At 73.3% G+C, this 14,739-nt stretch carries 15 protein-coding genes; 5 read left to right on the top strand and 10 right to left on the bottom strand.

Translation table 11 applies throughout. The features are described 5' to 3' along the window. The first annotated feature begins 5 nt into the window (after positions 1-5). Positions 6-476, top strand: coding sequence for a PPOX class F420-dependent oxidoreductase (locus ACZ4SV_RS31170; RefSeq protein ID WP_468008236.1), 471 nt, complete (start codon positions 6-8; stop codon positions 474-476). 16 nt (positions 477-492) lie between these two features. On the opposite strand, the gene ACZ4SV_RS31175 is transcribed toward ACZ4SV_RS31170, so the two are convergent. The 8 genes from ACZ4SV_RS31175 to ACZ4SV_RS31210 all read right to left on the bottom strand — a co-directional run bounded on the left by ACZ4SV_RS31175 (position 493) and on the right by ACZ4SV_RS31210 (position 10,619). Beyond that, a complete protein-coding gene (locus ACZ4SV_RS31175) occupies positions 493-1,248 on the bottom strand; it encodes a TetR/AcrR family transcriptional regulator (RefSeq protein WP_468008238.1) in 756 nt (251 codons plus the stop codon). 95 nt (positions 1,249-1,343) lie between these two features. After that, positions 1,344-2,729 carry an MFS transporter gene (locus ACZ4SV_RS31180; protein WP_365874154.1) on the bottom strand — a complete coding sequence of 462 codons (1,386 nt, stop codon included), beginning with the start codon at positions 2,727-2,729 and terminating at the stop codon, positions 1,344-1,346. Between the two features lie 64 nt (positions 2,730-2,793). Continuing rightward, positions 2,794-5,019 (bottom strand): ArnT family glycosyltransferase, encoded by a 2,226-nt coding sequence (locus ACZ4SV_RS31185; protein WP_468008241.1) that lies wholly within the window; start codon positions 5,017-5,019, stop codon positions 2,794-2,796. Further along, positions 5,016-6,461 carry a bifunctional glycosyltransferase family 2/GtrA family protein gene (locus ACZ4SV_RS31190; RefSeq protein ID WP_468008244.1) on the bottom strand — a complete coding sequence of 482 codons (1,446 nt, stop codon included), beginning with the start codon at positions 6,459-6,461 and terminating at the stop codon, positions 5,016-5,018. Before ACZ4SV_RS31190 ends, ACZ4SV_RS31185 begins: the two co-directional genes overlap by 4 nt. 13 nt (positions 6,462-6,474) lie before the next feature. Next, positions 6,475-8,157 carry a sensor histidine kinase gene (locus ACZ4SV_RS31195; protein WP_468008246.1) on the bottom strand — a complete coding sequence of 561 codons (1,683 nt, stop codon included), beginning with the start codon at positions 8,155-8,157 and terminating at the stop codon, positions 6,475-6,477. Next, positions 8,154-8,894 carry a response regulator transcription factor gene (locus ACZ4SV_RS31200; RefSeq protein WP_365883510.1) on the bottom strand — a complete coding sequence of 247 codons (741 nt, stop codon included), beginning with the start codon at positions 8,892-8,894 and terminating at the stop codon, positions 8,154-8,156. The genes ACZ4SV_RS31195 and ACZ4SV_RS31200 overlap by 4 nt, the downstream gene beginning before the upstream one ends. Before the next feature lie 116 nt (positions 8,895-9,010). After that, the gene (locus tag ACZ4SV_RS31205) at positions 9,011-9,883 is read right to left on the bottom strand and encodes a DUF2797 domain-containing protein (protein WP_468008249.1); all 873 of its coding nucleotides are present in this window, start codon (positions 9,881-9,883) and stop codon (positions 9,011-9,013) included. 352 nt (positions 9,884-10,235) lie between these two features. Continuing rightward, the gene (locus ACZ4SV_RS31210; protein WP_468008252.1) at positions 10,236-10,619 is read right to left on the bottom strand and encodes an HGxxPAAW family protein; all 384 of its coding nucleotides are present in this window, start codon (positions 10,617-10,619) and stop codon (positions 10,236-10,238) included. 89 nt (positions 10,620-10,708) lie between these two features. Between ACZ4SV_RS31210 and ACZ4SV_RS31215 the strand changes: the two genes are divergently transcribed. The 3 genes from ACZ4SV_RS31215 to ACZ4SV_RS31225 all read left to right on the top strand — a co-directional run bounded on the left by ACZ4SV_RS31215 (position 10,709) and on the right by ACZ4SV_RS31225 (position 12,500). Continuing rightward, positions 10,709-11,200: a MarR family winged helix-turn-helix transcriptional regulator gene (locus ACZ4SV_RS31215; protein ID WP_468008255.1), complete on the top strand. Its 492-nt coding sequence runs from the start codon at positions 10,709-10,711 to the stop codon at positions 11,198-11,200. Between the two features lie 139 nt (positions 11,201-11,339). Further along, positions 11,340-11,615 (top strand): hypothetical protein, encoded by a 276-nt coding sequence (locus tag ACZ4SV_RS31220; RefSeq protein ID WP_365941657.1) that lies wholly within the window; start codon positions 11,340-11,342, stop codon positions 11,613-11,615. A gap of 12 nt (positions 11,616-11,627) precedes the next feature. Further along, the gene (locus tag ACZ4SV_RS31225) at positions 11,628-12,500 is read left to right on the top strand and encodes a DUF2637 domain-containing protein (RefSeq protein ID WP_468008259.1); all 873 of its coding nucleotides are present in this window, start codon (positions 11,628-11,630) and stop codon (positions 12,498-12,500) included. Here ACZ4SV_RS31225 and ACZ4SV_RS31230 read toward each other — a convergent pair. After that, positions 12,479-12,811: an antibiotic biosynthesis monooxygenase family protein gene (locus ACZ4SV_RS31230; protein ID WP_365883504.1), complete on the bottom strand. Its 333-nt coding sequence runs from the start codon at positions 12,809-12,811 to the stop codon at positions 12,479-12,481. The genes ACZ4SV_RS31225 and ACZ4SV_RS31230 overlap by 22 nt on opposite strands. Before the next feature lie 176 nt (positions 12,812-12,987). After that, complete coding sequence (locus ACZ4SV_RS31235) at positions 12,988-13,665, bottom strand: GAP family protein (RefSeq protein WP_397936681.1); 678 nt, start codon at positions 13,663-13,665, stop codon at positions 12,988-12,990. 364 nt (positions 13,666-14,029) lie between these two features. Between ACZ4SV_RS31235 and ACZ4SV_RS31240 the strand changes: the two genes are divergently transcribed. After that, positions 14,030-14,620 carry a hypothetical protein gene (locus ACZ4SV_RS31240; protein WP_468008265.1) on the top strand — a complete coding sequence of 197 codons (591 nt, stop codon included), beginning with the start codon at positions 14,030-14,032 and terminating at the stop codon, positions 14,618-14,620. The last annotated feature ends 119 nt before the right edge of the window (positions 14,621-14,739 follow it).

The following is a 14,739-nucleotide window of genomic DNA, read 5'->3' on the forward strand; positions in this document are numbered from 1 at the left end:
CTGGTATGGCACCGAACATCGCTACCACCACCCGAGTGTCGCCGGCCGAGCTGCTGGACTTCGTACGGCCCCGCCACCGGGCCCTGCTGATCACCCGCAGGGCCGACGGCTCCCCGCAGGCGTCCCCGCTGACCTGCGGGGTGGACGACTCCGGCCGGATCGTCGTCTCCACCTATCCGGAGCGGGCCAAGACCCGCAACGCCCGGCGCGATCCGCGGGTCGCCCTGGTCGTCCTCAGCGACGACTGGAACGGCCCGTGGGTGCAGATCGAGGGCACGGCCGAGGTCGTCGACGCCCCCGACTCCGTGGAACCGCTGGTCGAGTACTACCGGAACATCGCCGGCGAGCACCCGGACTGGGACGAGTACCGCGCGGCCATGCTCCAGCAGGGCAAGTCCCTCATCCGGGTGACGCCGGAGCGGTGGGGTCCGGTGGCGACCGGCGGCTTCCCGGCCCGGCTGGTGACGGACGAGTAGCAGGACCGGGGCGCGGTCAGCCCCGGGCGACCATCGCCTCGATGCCGGCGACCAGCAGGTCCAGGGCGAAGGTGAAGTCGCGGTCCATCATCTCCGCGACCGTGTCACCGCCGCGGGCGTCCATGATCCGCTTGGCTTCCTGGATGTACGCCGCGGTCCCCGGCTCCTGCTGGACCGACCGCATCGCCTGCGCGTGGTACTCGTCCGGGGTCAGCCCCGAGTCCGTGATCCGGGACAGGAAGTGGGCCTCGATCGTGCCGTAGCCGTACACGAACTGGAAGACGGCCGAGATGGCGCTCGTCACCCGGTTCTCCGGCAGCCCGGCCCGGCCGACGACCCGCTGCACCGTGCGGGAGAAGACCAGCGCGTGCGGCCCGATGTTGAGGTAGCGCCCGGCCAGCGGTGACAGCCAGGGGTGCCGCACCAGCAGCGCCCGGTACTCCGCGGCCAGCGCCCGCAACTGCTCCCGCCAGTCGGCGGTGTCCTCCTCGCCGGGCAGCCGCAGCTCGCCGAAGGCCGCGTCCAGGGCGAGTTCCAGCAGGTCGTCCTTGGTGTCGACGTACCAGTACAGGGACATCGCCGTCACGTTCAGCTCGCCGGCCAGCCGGCGCATGGAGAACCTCGCCAGGCCCTCGGCGTCCAGCAGCCGCACCGACGCCTCGGTGATCCGCTCCCGGTCGAGCCCGGAGGGCTGCCCGCCGCGCCCGCCGCGCCCGCTCTTGCCCGACAGCCACACGCTGTCCCGCGCCGACCGGCCCGCTGCCTTCGTCACCGGCGCACCTTTCTCGATTCCGGCCACTGTCCCCGCCTGTTCCCGGCCACGGTCCCAACTTAGGGCGTCCCGGCGGGAACGGGTGCCCAGGGTGGTCAGGCCGGCACCCGCTCCGCCCGCCGCAGCAGTCCCGCCGCCAGGAGACCGCCCAGCAGCACGGCCGCCGCGCCCACCAGCTGACCGGTGCCCAGCCCGTCGGCCAGGGACTTCCCCGACGCCACCGTAGAGCTGAGCACAGCACCGAGGACGGCGACACCAAGACCGTTCCCGAACTCGGCCAACGTTCCGTTGATGCCGGCGCCCACACCCGCCTTCTCCGGCGGGATCGCGCTCATGATGGCGTGCGCCATCGCCGGATTCGCCACCGCGCACCCCGCGCCGATCAGCAGCAGCCCCAGCAGCGTGCCGGCATAGCCGTGGCCGCCGGTCTCGGCGATGGCCACCAGTCCCGCCGCCATCAGCGCCATCCCGAGCGCGATCGACACCGGGGTGCCCAGCCGCGCCGCCCACTTCGCCGAGACGCCCGTGAAGTTGAGCAGCACCACCGTCAGCGCCAGCGGGGCGGTCCGCAGACCCGCCTCCAGCGGCCCGTAGCCGAGCACGGACTGCAGGTGCTGGGTGAGCAGGAACAGCGCGCCGCCCATGCCGAACGTGATGAGCACCGCCCCGGCGACCGCGCCCGTGAACCGCCGGTCCCGGAAGAAGTACAGGTCGAGCATCGGCTCCCCGGCCCGGCTCTCCCACCAGGCGAAGGCGGCCAGCACCAGCACCGCGACGGCCGCCGTGGCGAGCACCCGCGCCGAGGTCCAGCCGTGTCCGGGGCCGGAGATGATCGCGTAGACGAGCGCGGCCATGCCGATGGTGGACAGCAGCGCGCCGGGCAGGTCGGGGCGGTCGCCGCGCGGGTTGCGGGACTCGGGCACCAGGGCGGCCACCGCGGCCAGGGCCAGCGCCACCACCGGGAGGTTGATCAGGAAGATCGCGCCCCACCAGAAGTGGTCGAGGACGAAGCCGCCGATCAGCGGGCCGCCGGCGAAGCCCAGCGCGTTGACCGCACTCCACACGCCGATCGCCTTGGGCTGCTCCTCGGGGGCGAAGATCTGCATCGCCACGGCCAGTGTGGTGGTCAGCAGCAGGGCACCGCCGATGCCCATGCCGGCCCGCGCGGCGACGAGCCGGCCGGTGCTGTCGGCGAGTCCGGCCACCAGGGAGCCGGCGCCGAACAGGGCGAGCCCGGTGAGCAGCATCTTCTTGCGGCCGTAGCGGTCGGCGGCGCTGCCCGCGGTGAGCAGCAGGCCCGACTGGACCAGGGAGTAGGCGTTGATCATCCACTGGATGTCGGAGGTCGTCGCGCGCAGCTCCCGGGTGAGCGAGGGGATGGCCACGTTCAGGACGGTGTTGTCGAGCAGCACGGTGAGCTGCGCGAGGCAGATGACGCCGAGGATCAGCCAACGGCGGGGATGACCATGCGATACGGGCATGCTGTACACCGTATAGGGGCCGCTATACGGTGTACAGCATGTTTTCCGGACGGGAGGCCGGCCGCTACTTCTTCCGCGTGAGGTCGTAGAAGGTCGCCGATCCCACCGTCACCTTCTCGAAGGTGTCCTGGACCCAGGAGCTGATCGCGGAGGCGGTGCCGCCCCCGCCCATGCCACCGCCGCCCATACCGCCGCCGGCGATGAAGTAGTGGATCCGGCCGTCCGCGACGTACTTCTTGAACCCGGCCAGGGTCGGGGACGGGTCGGTGCCGTTGAAGCCGCCGATCGCCATCACCGCCTTTCCGGTGGCGAGTTGGTAGCTGGCCGCGTTCTGCGAGCCGACGGAGGCCGCCGCCCAGGTGTACTGCGAGGCGTTGCGCGCCAGCAGCCGCCGGGCCTCGGCCGACACGTCCGCGCCGTTCAGCAGGCCGCCGACGCCGCCTCCGCCGCCCTCACCCGCCCGGCCGCCGGGGAAGCCGAAGCCGCCGCCGTTCCGCTGGCCGGTGCCGTCGCTCCCGCCCTGGCCCGGCAGACCACCGCCGCCCGGGAAGCCGTTGCCCTGCGGGCCCTGTCCGCCCTGACTCCCCTGTCCGCCCTGCGGGTTCGGCTGCCCCTGCCCGGGCAGGCCGCCGCCGAAGCCGCCGCGCGGGCCCATGCCGCCGTCCCCGCCGGGACCGCCGGGACCGCCGGGGCCGCCGGGGCCGCCCCGGCCGCCCATCCTGCTCGCGCCCGCCGGTCCCGCCGTGACGATCGACCCGGTGTGGCCCTGCCGGAGCGTGCTCAGGGTGTACGCCGCCGGTCCGGCCAGCGCGGCCACGAGGCCAGCCGCCGCCACCGCGCGGGCCAGGCGCGGGGAGGTCCGGCCGGCGAAGACCAGTCCGAGCGCCGCGGCCAGCCCGCCGGTCAGGACCAGCCACTTCAGCCACGGCAGGTAGTCGGGGGTGCGGTTGAGCAGGACGTAGCCCCAGGCCGCCGCCGCGACCACGGCCGCGGCGAGCGTGACCGCGGCCCGCCAGTCCCGGCGCCGCTGCCACAGCAGCGCGGAGCCCATGCCGGTCACGGCCGCGAGGTAGGGCGCGAGGGCCACGGTGTAGTACTGGTGGAAGATGCCCGCCATGAAGCTGAAGACCGCCATCGTCATCAGCAGCGACCCGCCCCACACCAGGAACGAGGCCCGGGTGACGGACGTCCGGCGGGCCCTGCGCGTGGCCAACAGGCCGGCCGCCAGCAGGATCAGCGCGGCGGGCAGCAGCCAGGAGATCTGGCCGCCGATGTCGGAGCCGAACATCCGGTCCCAGCCGGTCTCGCCCCACATGCCGGTGCCGCCCGCCCTGCCACCGCCGCCGACGCTGCCGCTCTCCTCGCCGTTGAGCCGGCCGAGCCCGTTGTAGCCGAAGGTCAGCTCCAGGAAGCTGTTGTTCTGCGAGCCGCCGATGTACGGGCGGGAGGAGGCCGGCCACAGCTCGACCACGGCCACCCACCAGCCGCCCGAGACGACCAGCGCGAGCGTCGCCGCCGCCAGTTGCCCGAGCCGCTTGCGCAGCGGCACCGGCGCGCAGACCGCGTACACGGCCGCCAGGGCCGGCAGGATCAGGAACGCCTGGAGCGTCTTGGCGAGGAACGCGAAGCCGATCGCGACGCCGGCCCACACCAGCCACTTGGTCCGGCCGTCGGCCACGGCCCGGACGACGAGGTAGCAGGCCACCGTCATCAGCAGGGCCAGCAGGGCGTCGGGGTTGTTGAACCGGAACATCAGCGCGGCGACCGGGGTGAGCGCGAGGACCGCGCCCGCGATCAGGCCGGCCCCGGGGCCGAACCGGCGGCGTACGGCCGCGTGGACGACGGCGACGGTCGCCACGCCCATCAGCACCTCGGGCGCGAGGATCGCCCAGGAGTTCAGGCCGAAGAGCCGCACCGACAGCGCCATCGGCCACAGCGCGGCCGGCGGCTTGTCGACCGTGATGGCGTTGCCCGCGTCGAGCGAGCCGAAGAAGAACGCCTTCCAGGAGGTACTGCCCGCCTGGACGGCCGCCGAGTAGAAGGAGTTGGCGTAACCGGAGGCGCCGAGGTCGTACAGGTAGAGCAGGAGGGTGGCGGTCAGCAGGGCGAGGAGGGCCGGGCGCGCCCAGCGGGGGTCCTCGGGCCGGCCGCGCCACAACCGGTGCGGGAACGGCTGCCCCGGCTGGTCCGACTGGTCCGCTCCGGGCGCCCCGGGCGGCGCGGCCGGTGGCTCCTCCCCGGCGGTCGTGCCGTTCTGCCGGGCGGCCGGCGGGTCGTAGTGGGCGGTCATCGGGCATCCCCCGGGTCGGTGTCGTGCGGGCGCGCCGAACGCGGCCGCAGGGTGGTGTCGGTGCCGGTCCCCGGCTCGTACGCGGTCCGCTCGCCCGTCCGGCCGTACGTCCGGCCGTACGTCCGGCCGTCCCCTTCCCCGTACGTCCGCTCACGGGTCCGGTCGTCCGGGTGCGGGGAACGGGGGCGAGGCAGCGGGGTCTGGGGGCGGTCCGGGAACACCCAGGCGCGGAAGAGCAGGAACCGCAGCACGGTCGCCGCGAGGTTGGCGGCGATGAGCACCGCCAGCTCGGTGGAGTGCGCCGGGCCGGCGGAGGCCGTGTGCAAGGCGGCGAGCGAGCCGCTGGTCAGGGCGAGGCCGATGCCGAAGACGACCAGGCCCTGCGCCTGGTGCCGGGCCGCGCCGCCCCGGCCGCGCACCCCGAAGGTGAGCCGGCGGTTGGCGGCCGTGTTGGCCACGGCGGAGACCAGCAGCGCGAGCGCGTTGGCGGTCTGCGCGCCGGCGAACTGCCGGAAGCCGCTGTACAGCAGCAGGTAGCAGAGGGTGGACAGGGCGCCGACCACGCAGAAGCCGGCCAGCTGGCGGGCCAGGCCGCCGGGCACGCCGGTCAGCTCGCGGTCGCGCGGGTCGTCGCCGAAGGGCCGGGCCAGCCGGTCCAGCGGCAGCGAGCCGGTGGCCAGGGCCTTGCCGATCCGCCACACGCCCTTGAGGTCGTCGGTGGCCGTCCGCACGAGGTGCACGGTGGAGTGCGGGTCGTCGACCCAGTCCACCGGCACCTCGTGGATCCTCAGGCCCGCCCGCTCGGCCACCACCAGCATCTCGGTGTCGAAGAACCAGCCGGTGTCCTCCACCAGCGGCAGCAGCACTCGGGCCACATCCCGCCGGATCGCCTTGAAGCCGCACTGCGCGTCGGAGAAGCGGGCCTGGAGCGAACCGCGCAGGATCAGGTTGTAGGCCCGGCTGATGAACTCCCGCTTGGGGCCGCGTACGACCCGGGAGGCACGGGCGAGCCGGGAGCCGATCGCCAGGTCCGAGTGGCCGGAGATCAGCGGGGCGACCAGCGGCAGCAGGGCGTTGAGGTCGGTGGACAGGTCGACGTCCATGTAGGCGAGGACCGGGGCGTCCGACGCCGACCACACGGTCCGCAGCGCCCGCCCCCGTCCCTTCTGCTCCAGCCGGACGGCGGTGACCTCGGGCAGCTCCGCCGCCAGGCGTGCCGCCACCAGCGGGGTGGTGTCCGTGGAGGCGTTGTCCGCCACGGTGATGCGGAACGCGTACGGGAAGGTGCGCGCGAGGTGCTCGTGCAGTCCCCGGACGCACGGCTGGAGGTCCTTCTCCTCGTTGTAGACGGGGATCACTACGTCCAGGACAGGCGTTCCGGCGTCCGCGGCCGGGAGGTGCTCCCGCGCCGGCAGGGTGCCGGGAGAAGAGTCGGTTGGCATGACCCGACTCTCCTCAGGCGCCCTGTTCCACCCGTGTGCTGACGCTGTGCCAGGCCTGTGAATGCGAGGCGGGGCGCGTGTTCGGCGCCGGGTGCGTGCGGGGGGCGGGGTGCGTGCGGTCGGTTGGCGGGCCGCCGCCCGGTGCCGGCTCCGGGGTGGCCGCGATGAGCGCCGGCTCCGGGGTGGCCGGCGTGAGTGCCGGCAGGCGCACCGTGAACACCGTGCGCCCCGGCACGCTGTCCACGGTCACGGCACCGCCGTGCGCCCCGGTCACCGCCTGCACGATGGCGAGCCCCAGGCCCGTCGACCCGGTGGCCCGGGAGCGCGCGGAGTCGCCGCGGGCGAACCGCTCGAAGACGTGCGGCAGCAGCTCCGCCGGGATGCCCGGCCCGTCGTCCTGCACGTTGACGCACACCCACGGCCCGCGCCGGCGCACCCGCGCGGTGACGGTCGTACCGGGGGGCGTGTGCTTGCGGGCGTTGCCCAGCAGATTGACCAGCACCTGCTGGAGCCGTGCCGCGTCCGCCGATACCGGGGCCGGCGCATCGGGCAGGTCGAGCCGCCAGTCGTGGTCCATGCCCGCCGCCCGCGCGTCGCTGACCGTGTCGACCACCAGCGGGACCAGATCGGTGGGCTCGAACCGGAGCGGGCGCCCGGCGTCGAGCCGGGCGAGCAGCAGCAGGTCCTCGACGAGCAGGGTCATCCGCCCGGCCTCGGACTCGATACGGCTCAGCGCGTGCCGGGTGTCGGGCCCGACCCGCTCGTGTCCGCGCCGGGTCAGCTCGGCGTAGCCGCGGATGGAGGCGAGCGGGGTCCGCAGCTCATGGCTGGCGTCGGCCACGAACTGCCGTACCCGCGTCTCGCTGCGCTGCCGGGCGTGCAGGGCGCCGTGCACGTGGTCGAGCATCCGGTTGAGCGCGGCGCCGACCCGGCCGACCTCGGTGTGCGGGTCGCACTCCGCCTCCGGGACCCGTTCGCTGAGGTGCACCTCGCCGGTGTGCAGCGGGAGTTCGGAGACCCGGGTGGCGGTGGCGGCGACCCGGCGCAGCGGGCGGGTGGCGACGCCGACGAGCACGTGCCCGGCGATACCGGCGGCGACGAGACCGGCGGCGGTGACACTGACCTCGACCAGGATGAGCGTGTCGATGTTGTCGTCGGTCTCCCGGGTGGGAATGCCGACGTAGTAGCCGCTGCGGAAGCGGACGCGGTACGTGCCCAGCCCCGGCAGCCGCGCGGTGTGCGCCCGGTCGTCCCGGGCGACCTCGCCGAGAGCGCTCTTCTGGGCGGCGGTGAGGTCCACGGCGCTCATGGCGAACGTGGCCGCGGACTGCTTGCCGACCTTGCCGCCGGTGACGGTGGTGCCGGTGACGACGGCCACGAGGGAACCGCTGGGCTGGGGACCGTACTTGACGAAGGCGCCGAGGTCGCTCGGCTTGCGCCGCGGGAGCCGCCGGCCGTCCTCGCCGGGCAGGCCCGTGTCCGGGCCCGGCGGCGGGAAGGCGCCCGACGCCCGCGCCGTGGCCTCTCCGAGCTGCTGGTCCAGTTGGTCGTACAGATGGGAGCGCAGCGCCAGGGTCGTCACCGTCCCGATCACCGCGCACACCACCGCGACCAGCGTCACCGACGCGAAGACGAGCCGTGTCCGCAGGGTGCGAGGCTGCCCCGTCCGGCGCCGCCGCGGACGCCGGCCGCTCATGACACGGCGGGCTTGATCAGGTAACCGGCCCCCCGCCGGGTGTGGATCATCGGCTCGCGGCCCGCGTCGATCTTCCGCCGCAGGTAGGAGATGTACAGCTCGACGACATTGGCCTGGCCGCCGAAGTCGTAGGACCACACGCGGTCCAGGATCTGGGCCTTGCTCAGCACCCGCCGGGGGTTGCGCATCAGGAAGCGCAGCAGCTCGAACTCGGTGGCGGTGAGGTGGATGGAATCCCCGCCCCGCGTCACCTCGTGGCTGTCCTCGTCCAGCGTCAGGTCGCCCACGACGAGCACCGATTCGGACCGCCGGTCCGCGGCGCCCGCCCGGCGGATCAGGCCCCGCAGCCGGGCGACGACCTCCTCCAGGCTGAACGGCTTGGTGACGTAGTCGTCGCCGCCGGCGGTGAGCCCGGCGATGCGGTCCTCCACCGCGTCCTTGGCGGTGAGGAACAGCACGGGCACCTCCGGCAGTTCGCGCCGCAGCCGGCCGAGCACGGCCAGGCCGTCCATGTCCGGCAGCATCATGTCGAGCACGACGGCGTCGGGCCGGAACTCGCGGGCCGCCTGCACGGCGCCCTGCCCGTCCCCCGCACTCCTGATCTGCCAGCCCTCGTAACGGAGGGCCATGCTGAGCAGTTCGGTGATCGACAGCTCGTCGTCCACCACGAGCACCCGGACGGGGCTCCCGTCCGGCCTCAGCAGTTCGGTGCGCCCCTGGGGCGAGGTCGTGGTCATGGGGGACACCTTGGCGGCGCCCGGTGAGAAGACGCTTTCCAGAATCTGTGATTTCTCTGAGAAACCCTTGGGAACCTCCCGGGGGACCTCCGGTGTCCCGCCTCCGGCGCCCCGGGTCAGAACAGCGCGTCCGGCGCCCGGCCGAACTCCCGTACCGGAAAGGAGTGTCCGGCCGCCGCGGTCCCGGCCGGCAGCAGCTCCCAGCCGGTCATCAGCCGGGTGTCCAGGACGACGACCCCGCGGTCGCCGGCCGCCAGGTGGAGATCGGGCCCGGCGGCCGCGACCAGTTCACCGCGCACGGCCCCGCCCGGCACCAGCTCCACGATCGCGCCGGCCGCACCGGGAGCCGCGTCGATCCCGAACGCGCGGACGTGATCGACCACATGGCAGGGTTCCGGCCGCAGCGACTGCGGCCACCCGGGCAGCGCGACGGCCCGCGCGTGCAGCTCCCGCACCTCGGCGGCGCGCGCCGCCTCCGTCTCCGGCAGCGCCGAGCGCACCGCCCGCTTCTCGGCGTACGGCACCCGGTCCGGCACCCGCAGCGCGGCCCGCAGCAGCTCCTCGGTGCGGCGCGCGGCCATCAGCGGACCGGTGCCGAGCCAGCTGAAACAGACGGCGCCCTGCTCCAGCAGCCGGGCCGGACCGCGCTCGGCGGCGGTGATGCCGACCTTCGGCAGCCCGGGCCCGAACCACGCCAGATACACCCGGTACGGCCGCGGGTCGTCCGCGAGCGTGTCGGCGGCCACCGAGTGCGCCCGGTCCAGCCGCGCGCACTCCTCGCACCGGGCCCCCGTGCTCCGCCCCGGCACGGCGGCCCGCAGCGGACAGAGGTTCCCCCGCGCCCCCACACACCGGCGCACGCTGCCCTCCGGCACGGCGAAGGCGACCCGCTTCCCCCACGTGAGCGCGCTGCGCCGCTCGCCGTCCCAGACCAGCACCGGCCCGTCCGGCGACCAGCGGAGCCCCATGCACTTCCACACCTGTGCCATCACCGACGAGGGTAGGGGGCGGGACTGACAACGGGCTCAGCGACGGGAGCGCGTCCGGCGCGGAGGAGGACGGGAGTGCGCTCACTCGGCCGGTCGGCTGGTCCGACGGTCCGTTGGTACGACGGTCGGCTCGTCCGCTGGTCCGACGGTCAACTGGGCCGCTGGTCCGACGGTCGGCTGGCCCGACCGGCTGACTCGCTCGACCGGCCCGCACACTCGACCGGCCCGCACACTCGACCGGTCCCTCACTCGGTCGGTCCGCACATTCGACCGGGCCGCACGCTCAGCCGGTCCGCACACTCAACCGGTCCGTCACTCCACAGGCCCGCTCACTCCCCAGGCCCAGGCCCGCTCACTCCACAGGAGCCAGCGGCGCCGCTTCCGCGGGCGTCGCCCCGGTCACCGGCGCATGCACCGGCGCCGAAACCGCCGCTTCGGCCCGCCGTCCCCGGCCCGCCAGCCGGCAGCTCACACACCCGGCATGGCCGTGGCGGGCCCGCGTGTCCCGGGCCCGCAGCCCCCACTGCTCCCGCGGCCGTATCCCCGGCGGCTTGCCCCAGCCGGCCAGATGCAGCAGCCAGGTCACCAGCACGCTCGCCGCCACGACGGCCAGTCCGCCGACGACCAGCGGCAGCGAGGCCGCGCACACTCCCCACCCCGCCACACCGCTTCCCACGGTCGCGATGGCGAAGCCGGTCCAGCCGGCGATCGTGTGACCCTCGTCGTACAGACTCATGGAGCCGCCTCCAGGGAACGCAGCACAGTTCTCTCACGGACTAAGCAATTAACAGCCCGAATATCTCACGAACTAAGGGAACGCGAAAGATGCACGGCACGCCGCGCCGGCCCGCCACCCCCGCCCAGGCACTGTCGGCGATGGACCACCTGATCGCCGCCCACCTCATCGGACAGCAGGAGCTGGCACGGCGGCTGGGCCTGACCGTCACCGACCTGACCTGCTTCGCCTTCGTCCTGGAGGCCGGCGACGACCTGCTGACGGCGGGCGACCTCGCGGCCCGCGCCCACGTCACCACGGGCGCGGTGACCGGCATCCTCAACCGCCTGGAACGCGCCGGCTACGTCACCCGGCGTCCGGACCCAGCCGACCGCCGCCGGGTGCGCGTGGCCGCCGTACCGGAGGCCGTCACCCGGGTCGAGGCGGTGTACGCGGGCCACCACAAGCGCCTGACGGCCCTCTTCTCCGCCTACTCCCCGCAGGAGCTGGCGATCGTCACCGACTGGCTGACCCGCACCACGGACCTGGCCCACGAATACCTGGAGAAACTCAACCGGAACGACCCCGCCGAGGAGTGCTGAGCGTCCGCGCCCCACGACCTGCTTTTCATAACTAATAAGGACGCACGAGACCGGTCGATAATAGAAAAGGACGACCATTCCGGCCAACCTTCACCCGTTCGCCGCGCACCCAAGCCCCAACAGGCACGTTACTTCGGATATGAGGAAGGCAACCAGGGAGCAGGCGTTCGAATCCCTCCCGGAGCGGTCACACAGTCCCGCCGGGCGAGCTACGCGCCTGGGCTCCTACACCTACATGCCCGCACCGGCCCGCGCCACCGAGGCCAAGGGGCGGCTGGTGAAGGGAGGCCTTCCCGTCAGCCTCGAGGTGTCCGAGGAAATCCTCCGGGATTTCATGGAGGCCATGAGCCGCCTGGAAAAGGACCTGGCGAGACGCTGGGTCGGTGTCGATTCCCGTGGCACGTCGGCGGAATGACGAAGCCACATCATGTACGATGAACCAACGGGACATTATCCGGAATTCCCCGACTATCCTTACGGATACCGCGGTGGTGGCGGCCGGCACCGGGCGACCGTCGACGCCTTCCAGTCCCCCCTGGTGCCGCCGGACTCCGGCTGGGACCCCGCCGAAGAGCTGGCCTTCATGCTCCAGGACGCCATGGAGGAACAGCAGCCCGGCGTCCCGACGGCGCGCAACGGGGAGTTCCCCACCGGCGAGGAGCAGAAGACCCCGCACGAAGCCCTGGTGGAGATCACGGCGGAACTCCCGCCGGTGCGGGGCCGGCGGCACAACCACCGCAGGGTCCGGGAGCGGCGGGACCGGGACGCGATCCGCATCGCCAGCTATGTCGCCGCCGCCCTGGTCACGGTCATCGCGTCCGCCGTCAGCACGTTCGGCGGCTTCGTCTCCTACGACCCGCTGCGGTTCGTGGCGGAGTCCCGGATGCAGAGCGACGCCGGCTCCGTGTGGCCCCTCCTCGTCTTCGGCCCGTGGCTGGTGGCGTCGCTGTCGATCCTCCGCGCGGCACTGCACCAGCGCCGGGCCTTCCACTCCTGGTGCGTCCTGGTGCTGTTCACCGGCTTCGCCATGACGCTGTGCGTCGCCCAGGCGCCGAAGCAGATCATCGACATCTCGGCCGCGGCCCTGCCCAGCTTCGCGTCCCTGGCCTGCTTCCAGCAGGTGGTACGGCAGATCACCCTCACCCGGCCGCCCCGGCGCACCCTCCCGAGGCACCGTTTCCAGCGCGCCGACACCCCCGCCGACCCCGCCCCGCCCTCGCGTGACGGCCTGGCAGGGGGTGCCGCGCGCCCCGGCAAGACCACTGCGGCCCCGGCCGCTCAGTCCCGGCTGAAGGAGTAGGCGCGCTCCACCCGCGCGACCTCCACGCGGTACGAGGCGTACCACTGCTCCCGCCCGAGCCGCTGCGCCTCCAGGTGCTCGGGGTGGGCCTTCCACGCCGTTATCGACGCCTCGTCCCGGTAATAGAGGACGACGAGGTCCCGGCCGTCCTCGTCCGTCAGCGACTCCCGGCCGAGATAACCCGGCTGTGCCGCGCCCAGCTCGCCCATGCGCGCGTTCATCTCCGCATAGCCTTCGAGATCCTCGGTGGGCCGGGTCGTGATGATCACGACGTAGTACGGCGGTTCCGGACGAACGAACGGCGTGGTCATACGAGAGTCCTCCGTCGGTGAGAAGCAGGTGCGGCCAGGCTAGGGCCTGGGGACACACCGCCGCGATGACCACCGAGTGGGACACCGGGCCCGCCGGCCCGGCTGTCCGACCGTCCGGCTGTCCGGCTGTCCGGCCGTTCGTCGAGGAGGCGGGGGCGGGGCCGTACCCCGCCCGGTCAGGAGGTGAGGACGGAGACGCCGTCGCCGATCAGCTTCAGTCCGAGGACGAAGAACAGGACGGCCATCACCGCGACGTTGTGCTGAGCCGCCCAGTCCTTCCAGTTCACGAGCGTGGTCCGGGCCCGCTCGCCGCCGAGGAGGTAGACGCCGAGCGGGACCAGCAGGCCGAGCGTGGCGATCACGACGAAGACCGCCAGCGAGGCGGCCTGCTGACCGGCGGGCAGTCCGGCCGAGCCGATCGCGGCGCCCGCGGCGATGGTCAGCGGGGCGTTCTTGGCGTTGAGCGCGGCCAGACCCGCGCCGAGCCCGAAGACCTTGACTGGCGCGAGGCGGTCGATCGCCCCCATCCACTTCGGCAGTTTCGCCTGCGAGGGGTCCTTCGGGCGCCGCCGCCACTGCCGGGCGCCGAAGACCAGCAGGACCAGGCCGAGAGCCAGCTTGAGGGCGCCCACCCAGGTGGCCGGATGCTTGTGGGCGGAGGCACCCGCGGGCGAGGCGATCAAGAGCATCACCGTACCCAGCGCCGCCAGCCCCAGGATCCAGCCGACGGTGAAGAGAATGCCGTTCAGGCGTCCCCGGGGCGTGGCCAGGATGAGGATGACGGCGATGATCGGAAGCGGGCTGACCGCGACACCGGCCGCAAAACCCAGCACGTCACCGAGAACTGCGCCCATGGTTGCCTCCTGCGAGGTGGGGGTGGCGATGCCCCGCGCGCGGACAACGGCCGGCGAAGGCGGGAGCCCCGGCCGCCCGGACGGCGGGTCCTCCCGCGCCGGGTGCGTCGCGGGGGCACGGCGGCGCGGAAGCGGCCGACCGGGAAGGTGACGACCCCGTGCCCGGCACGCACGGACCTGTCCCATCTTCCTGCGCCGGGCCCGGTCTGTCCTCGGGAGCCTCTGTCCGCCCCGAGGCGCGGCGCCTCAGGGCCCGGGATGCGGGGCTGCGTACGCGCGGTGAGGATGGAGCGGTGGGGCCGATGGCGCCTCCGTTCCTGGTGCTTGGCCATCCTCACACCGATCCGTGGCGGGGAGTCTCCCGATGACCGCAACCACAAAAGCGAGCCAGTCGGCTCACCCCGACCGTCCGGGCAGGTCGGACGGGGTCTGCAACGAGTTCACCGTGATCACCAAGATCAAGCCCGGAGAGGCCGGCGCACTGCGGGAGGTGCTCGCCGAGCTCTCCGACACGGGGGACGCCGAAAAAGTCCACGAGGCGGTGCGCCAGATCGGCACCCTGCATGACGCGCGGCACGTCATCTTCGACGACGACACCCGGTTCATGTTCGCCAGCGTCTTCGACGGCTCCTGGGACACCTACATCGACGACTTCGCCAAGACGGTGGTCGGGGAGCGCTTCGACAAGGTCTTCTCGCACAGCGAGGGGTTCCCCGGCATCAAAGATCCCGGAGTCAAGGAGTGGTTCGTCGCCCACCAAGCGCCCGCAGGGGTCTTCGTCAGCGCCTATCCCGATCTGACCGTTCAGCAGATCTACAAGGACCACCGCGTGGAGGAGGCGTTCGAGGAGGTGCTGGACACCGCGGAGTTCCGGGCGGCACTGGACGACCCGGCCAACGCGCAGCTGGTGGCCACACCGGCCTTCCAGCGGCTGCTGGAGGAAGCCTCGGCCTAGGACCTCTCGTGTGGATCATGCCGGGCTCGCGGGCCTCGGAACCGGCGCCACGTCGGCGGACCCTGCCGGCGGGTACGGGGCGACCGCCGCAGGCCGGCCCGGACAGAGGCCCGATGCGG

Source organism: Streptomyces sp. NPDC027672, assembly GCF_055566335.1.

Coding starts and splice junctions, on each gene's coding strand:
- ACZ4SV_RS31230 (WP_365883504.1), bottom strand. CDS start 12,811: ATGACCACGCCGTTCGTTCGTCCGGAACCGCCGTACTACGTCGTGATC.
- ACZ4SV_RS31190 (WP_468008244.1), bottom strand. CDS start 6,461: ATGCCAACCGACTCTTCTCCCGGCACCCTGCCGGCGCGGGAGCACCTC.
- ACZ4SV_RS31185 (WP_468008241.1), bottom strand. CDS start 5,019: ATGACCGCCCACTACGACCCGCCGGCCGCCCGGCAGAACGGCACGACC.
- ACZ4SV_RS31210 (WP_468008252.1), bottom strand. CDS start 10,619: ATGAGTCTGTACGACGAGGGTCACACGATCGCCGGCTGGACCGGCTTC.
- ACZ4SV_RS31215 (WP_468008255.1), top strand. CDS start 10,709: ATGCACGGCACGCCGCGCCGGCCCGCCACCCCCGCCCAGGCACTGTCG.
- ACZ4SV_RS31195 (WP_468008246.1), bottom strand. CDS start 8,157: ATGAGCGGCCGGCGTCCGCGGCGGCGCCGGACGGGGCAGCCTCGCACC.
- ACZ4SV_RS31235 (WP_397936681.1), bottom strand. CDS start 13,665: ATGGGCGCAGTTCTCGGTGACGTGCTGGGTTTTGCGGCCGGTGTCGCG.
- ACZ4SV_RS31200 (WP_365883510.1), bottom strand. CDS start 8,894: ATGACCACGACCTCGCCCCAGGGGCGCACCGAACTGCTGAGGCCGGAC.
- ACZ4SV_RS31225 (WP_468008259.1), top strand. CDS start 11,628: ATGTACGATGAACCAACGGGACATTATCCGGAATTCCCCGACTATCCT.
- ACZ4SV_RS31220 (WP_365941657.1), top strand. CDS start 11,340: ATGAGGAAGGCAACCAGGGAGCAGGCGTTCGAATCCCTCCCGGAGCGG.
- ACZ4SV_RS31205 (WP_468008249.1), bottom strand. CDS start 9,883: ATGGCACAGGTGTGGAAGTGCATGGGGCTCCGCTGGTCGCCGGACGGG.
- ACZ4SV_RS31240 (WP_468008265.1), top strand. CDS start 14,030: ATGACCGCAACCACAAAAGCGAGCCAGTCGGCTCACCCCGACCGTCCG.
- ACZ4SV_RS31180 (WP_365874154.1), bottom strand. CDS start 2,729: ATGCCCGTATCGCATGGTCATCCCCGCCGTTGGCTGATCCTCGGCGTC.
- ACZ4SV_RS31170 (WP_468008236.1), top strand. CDS start 6: ATGGCACCGAACATCGCTACCACCACCCGAGTGTCGCCGGCCGAGCTG.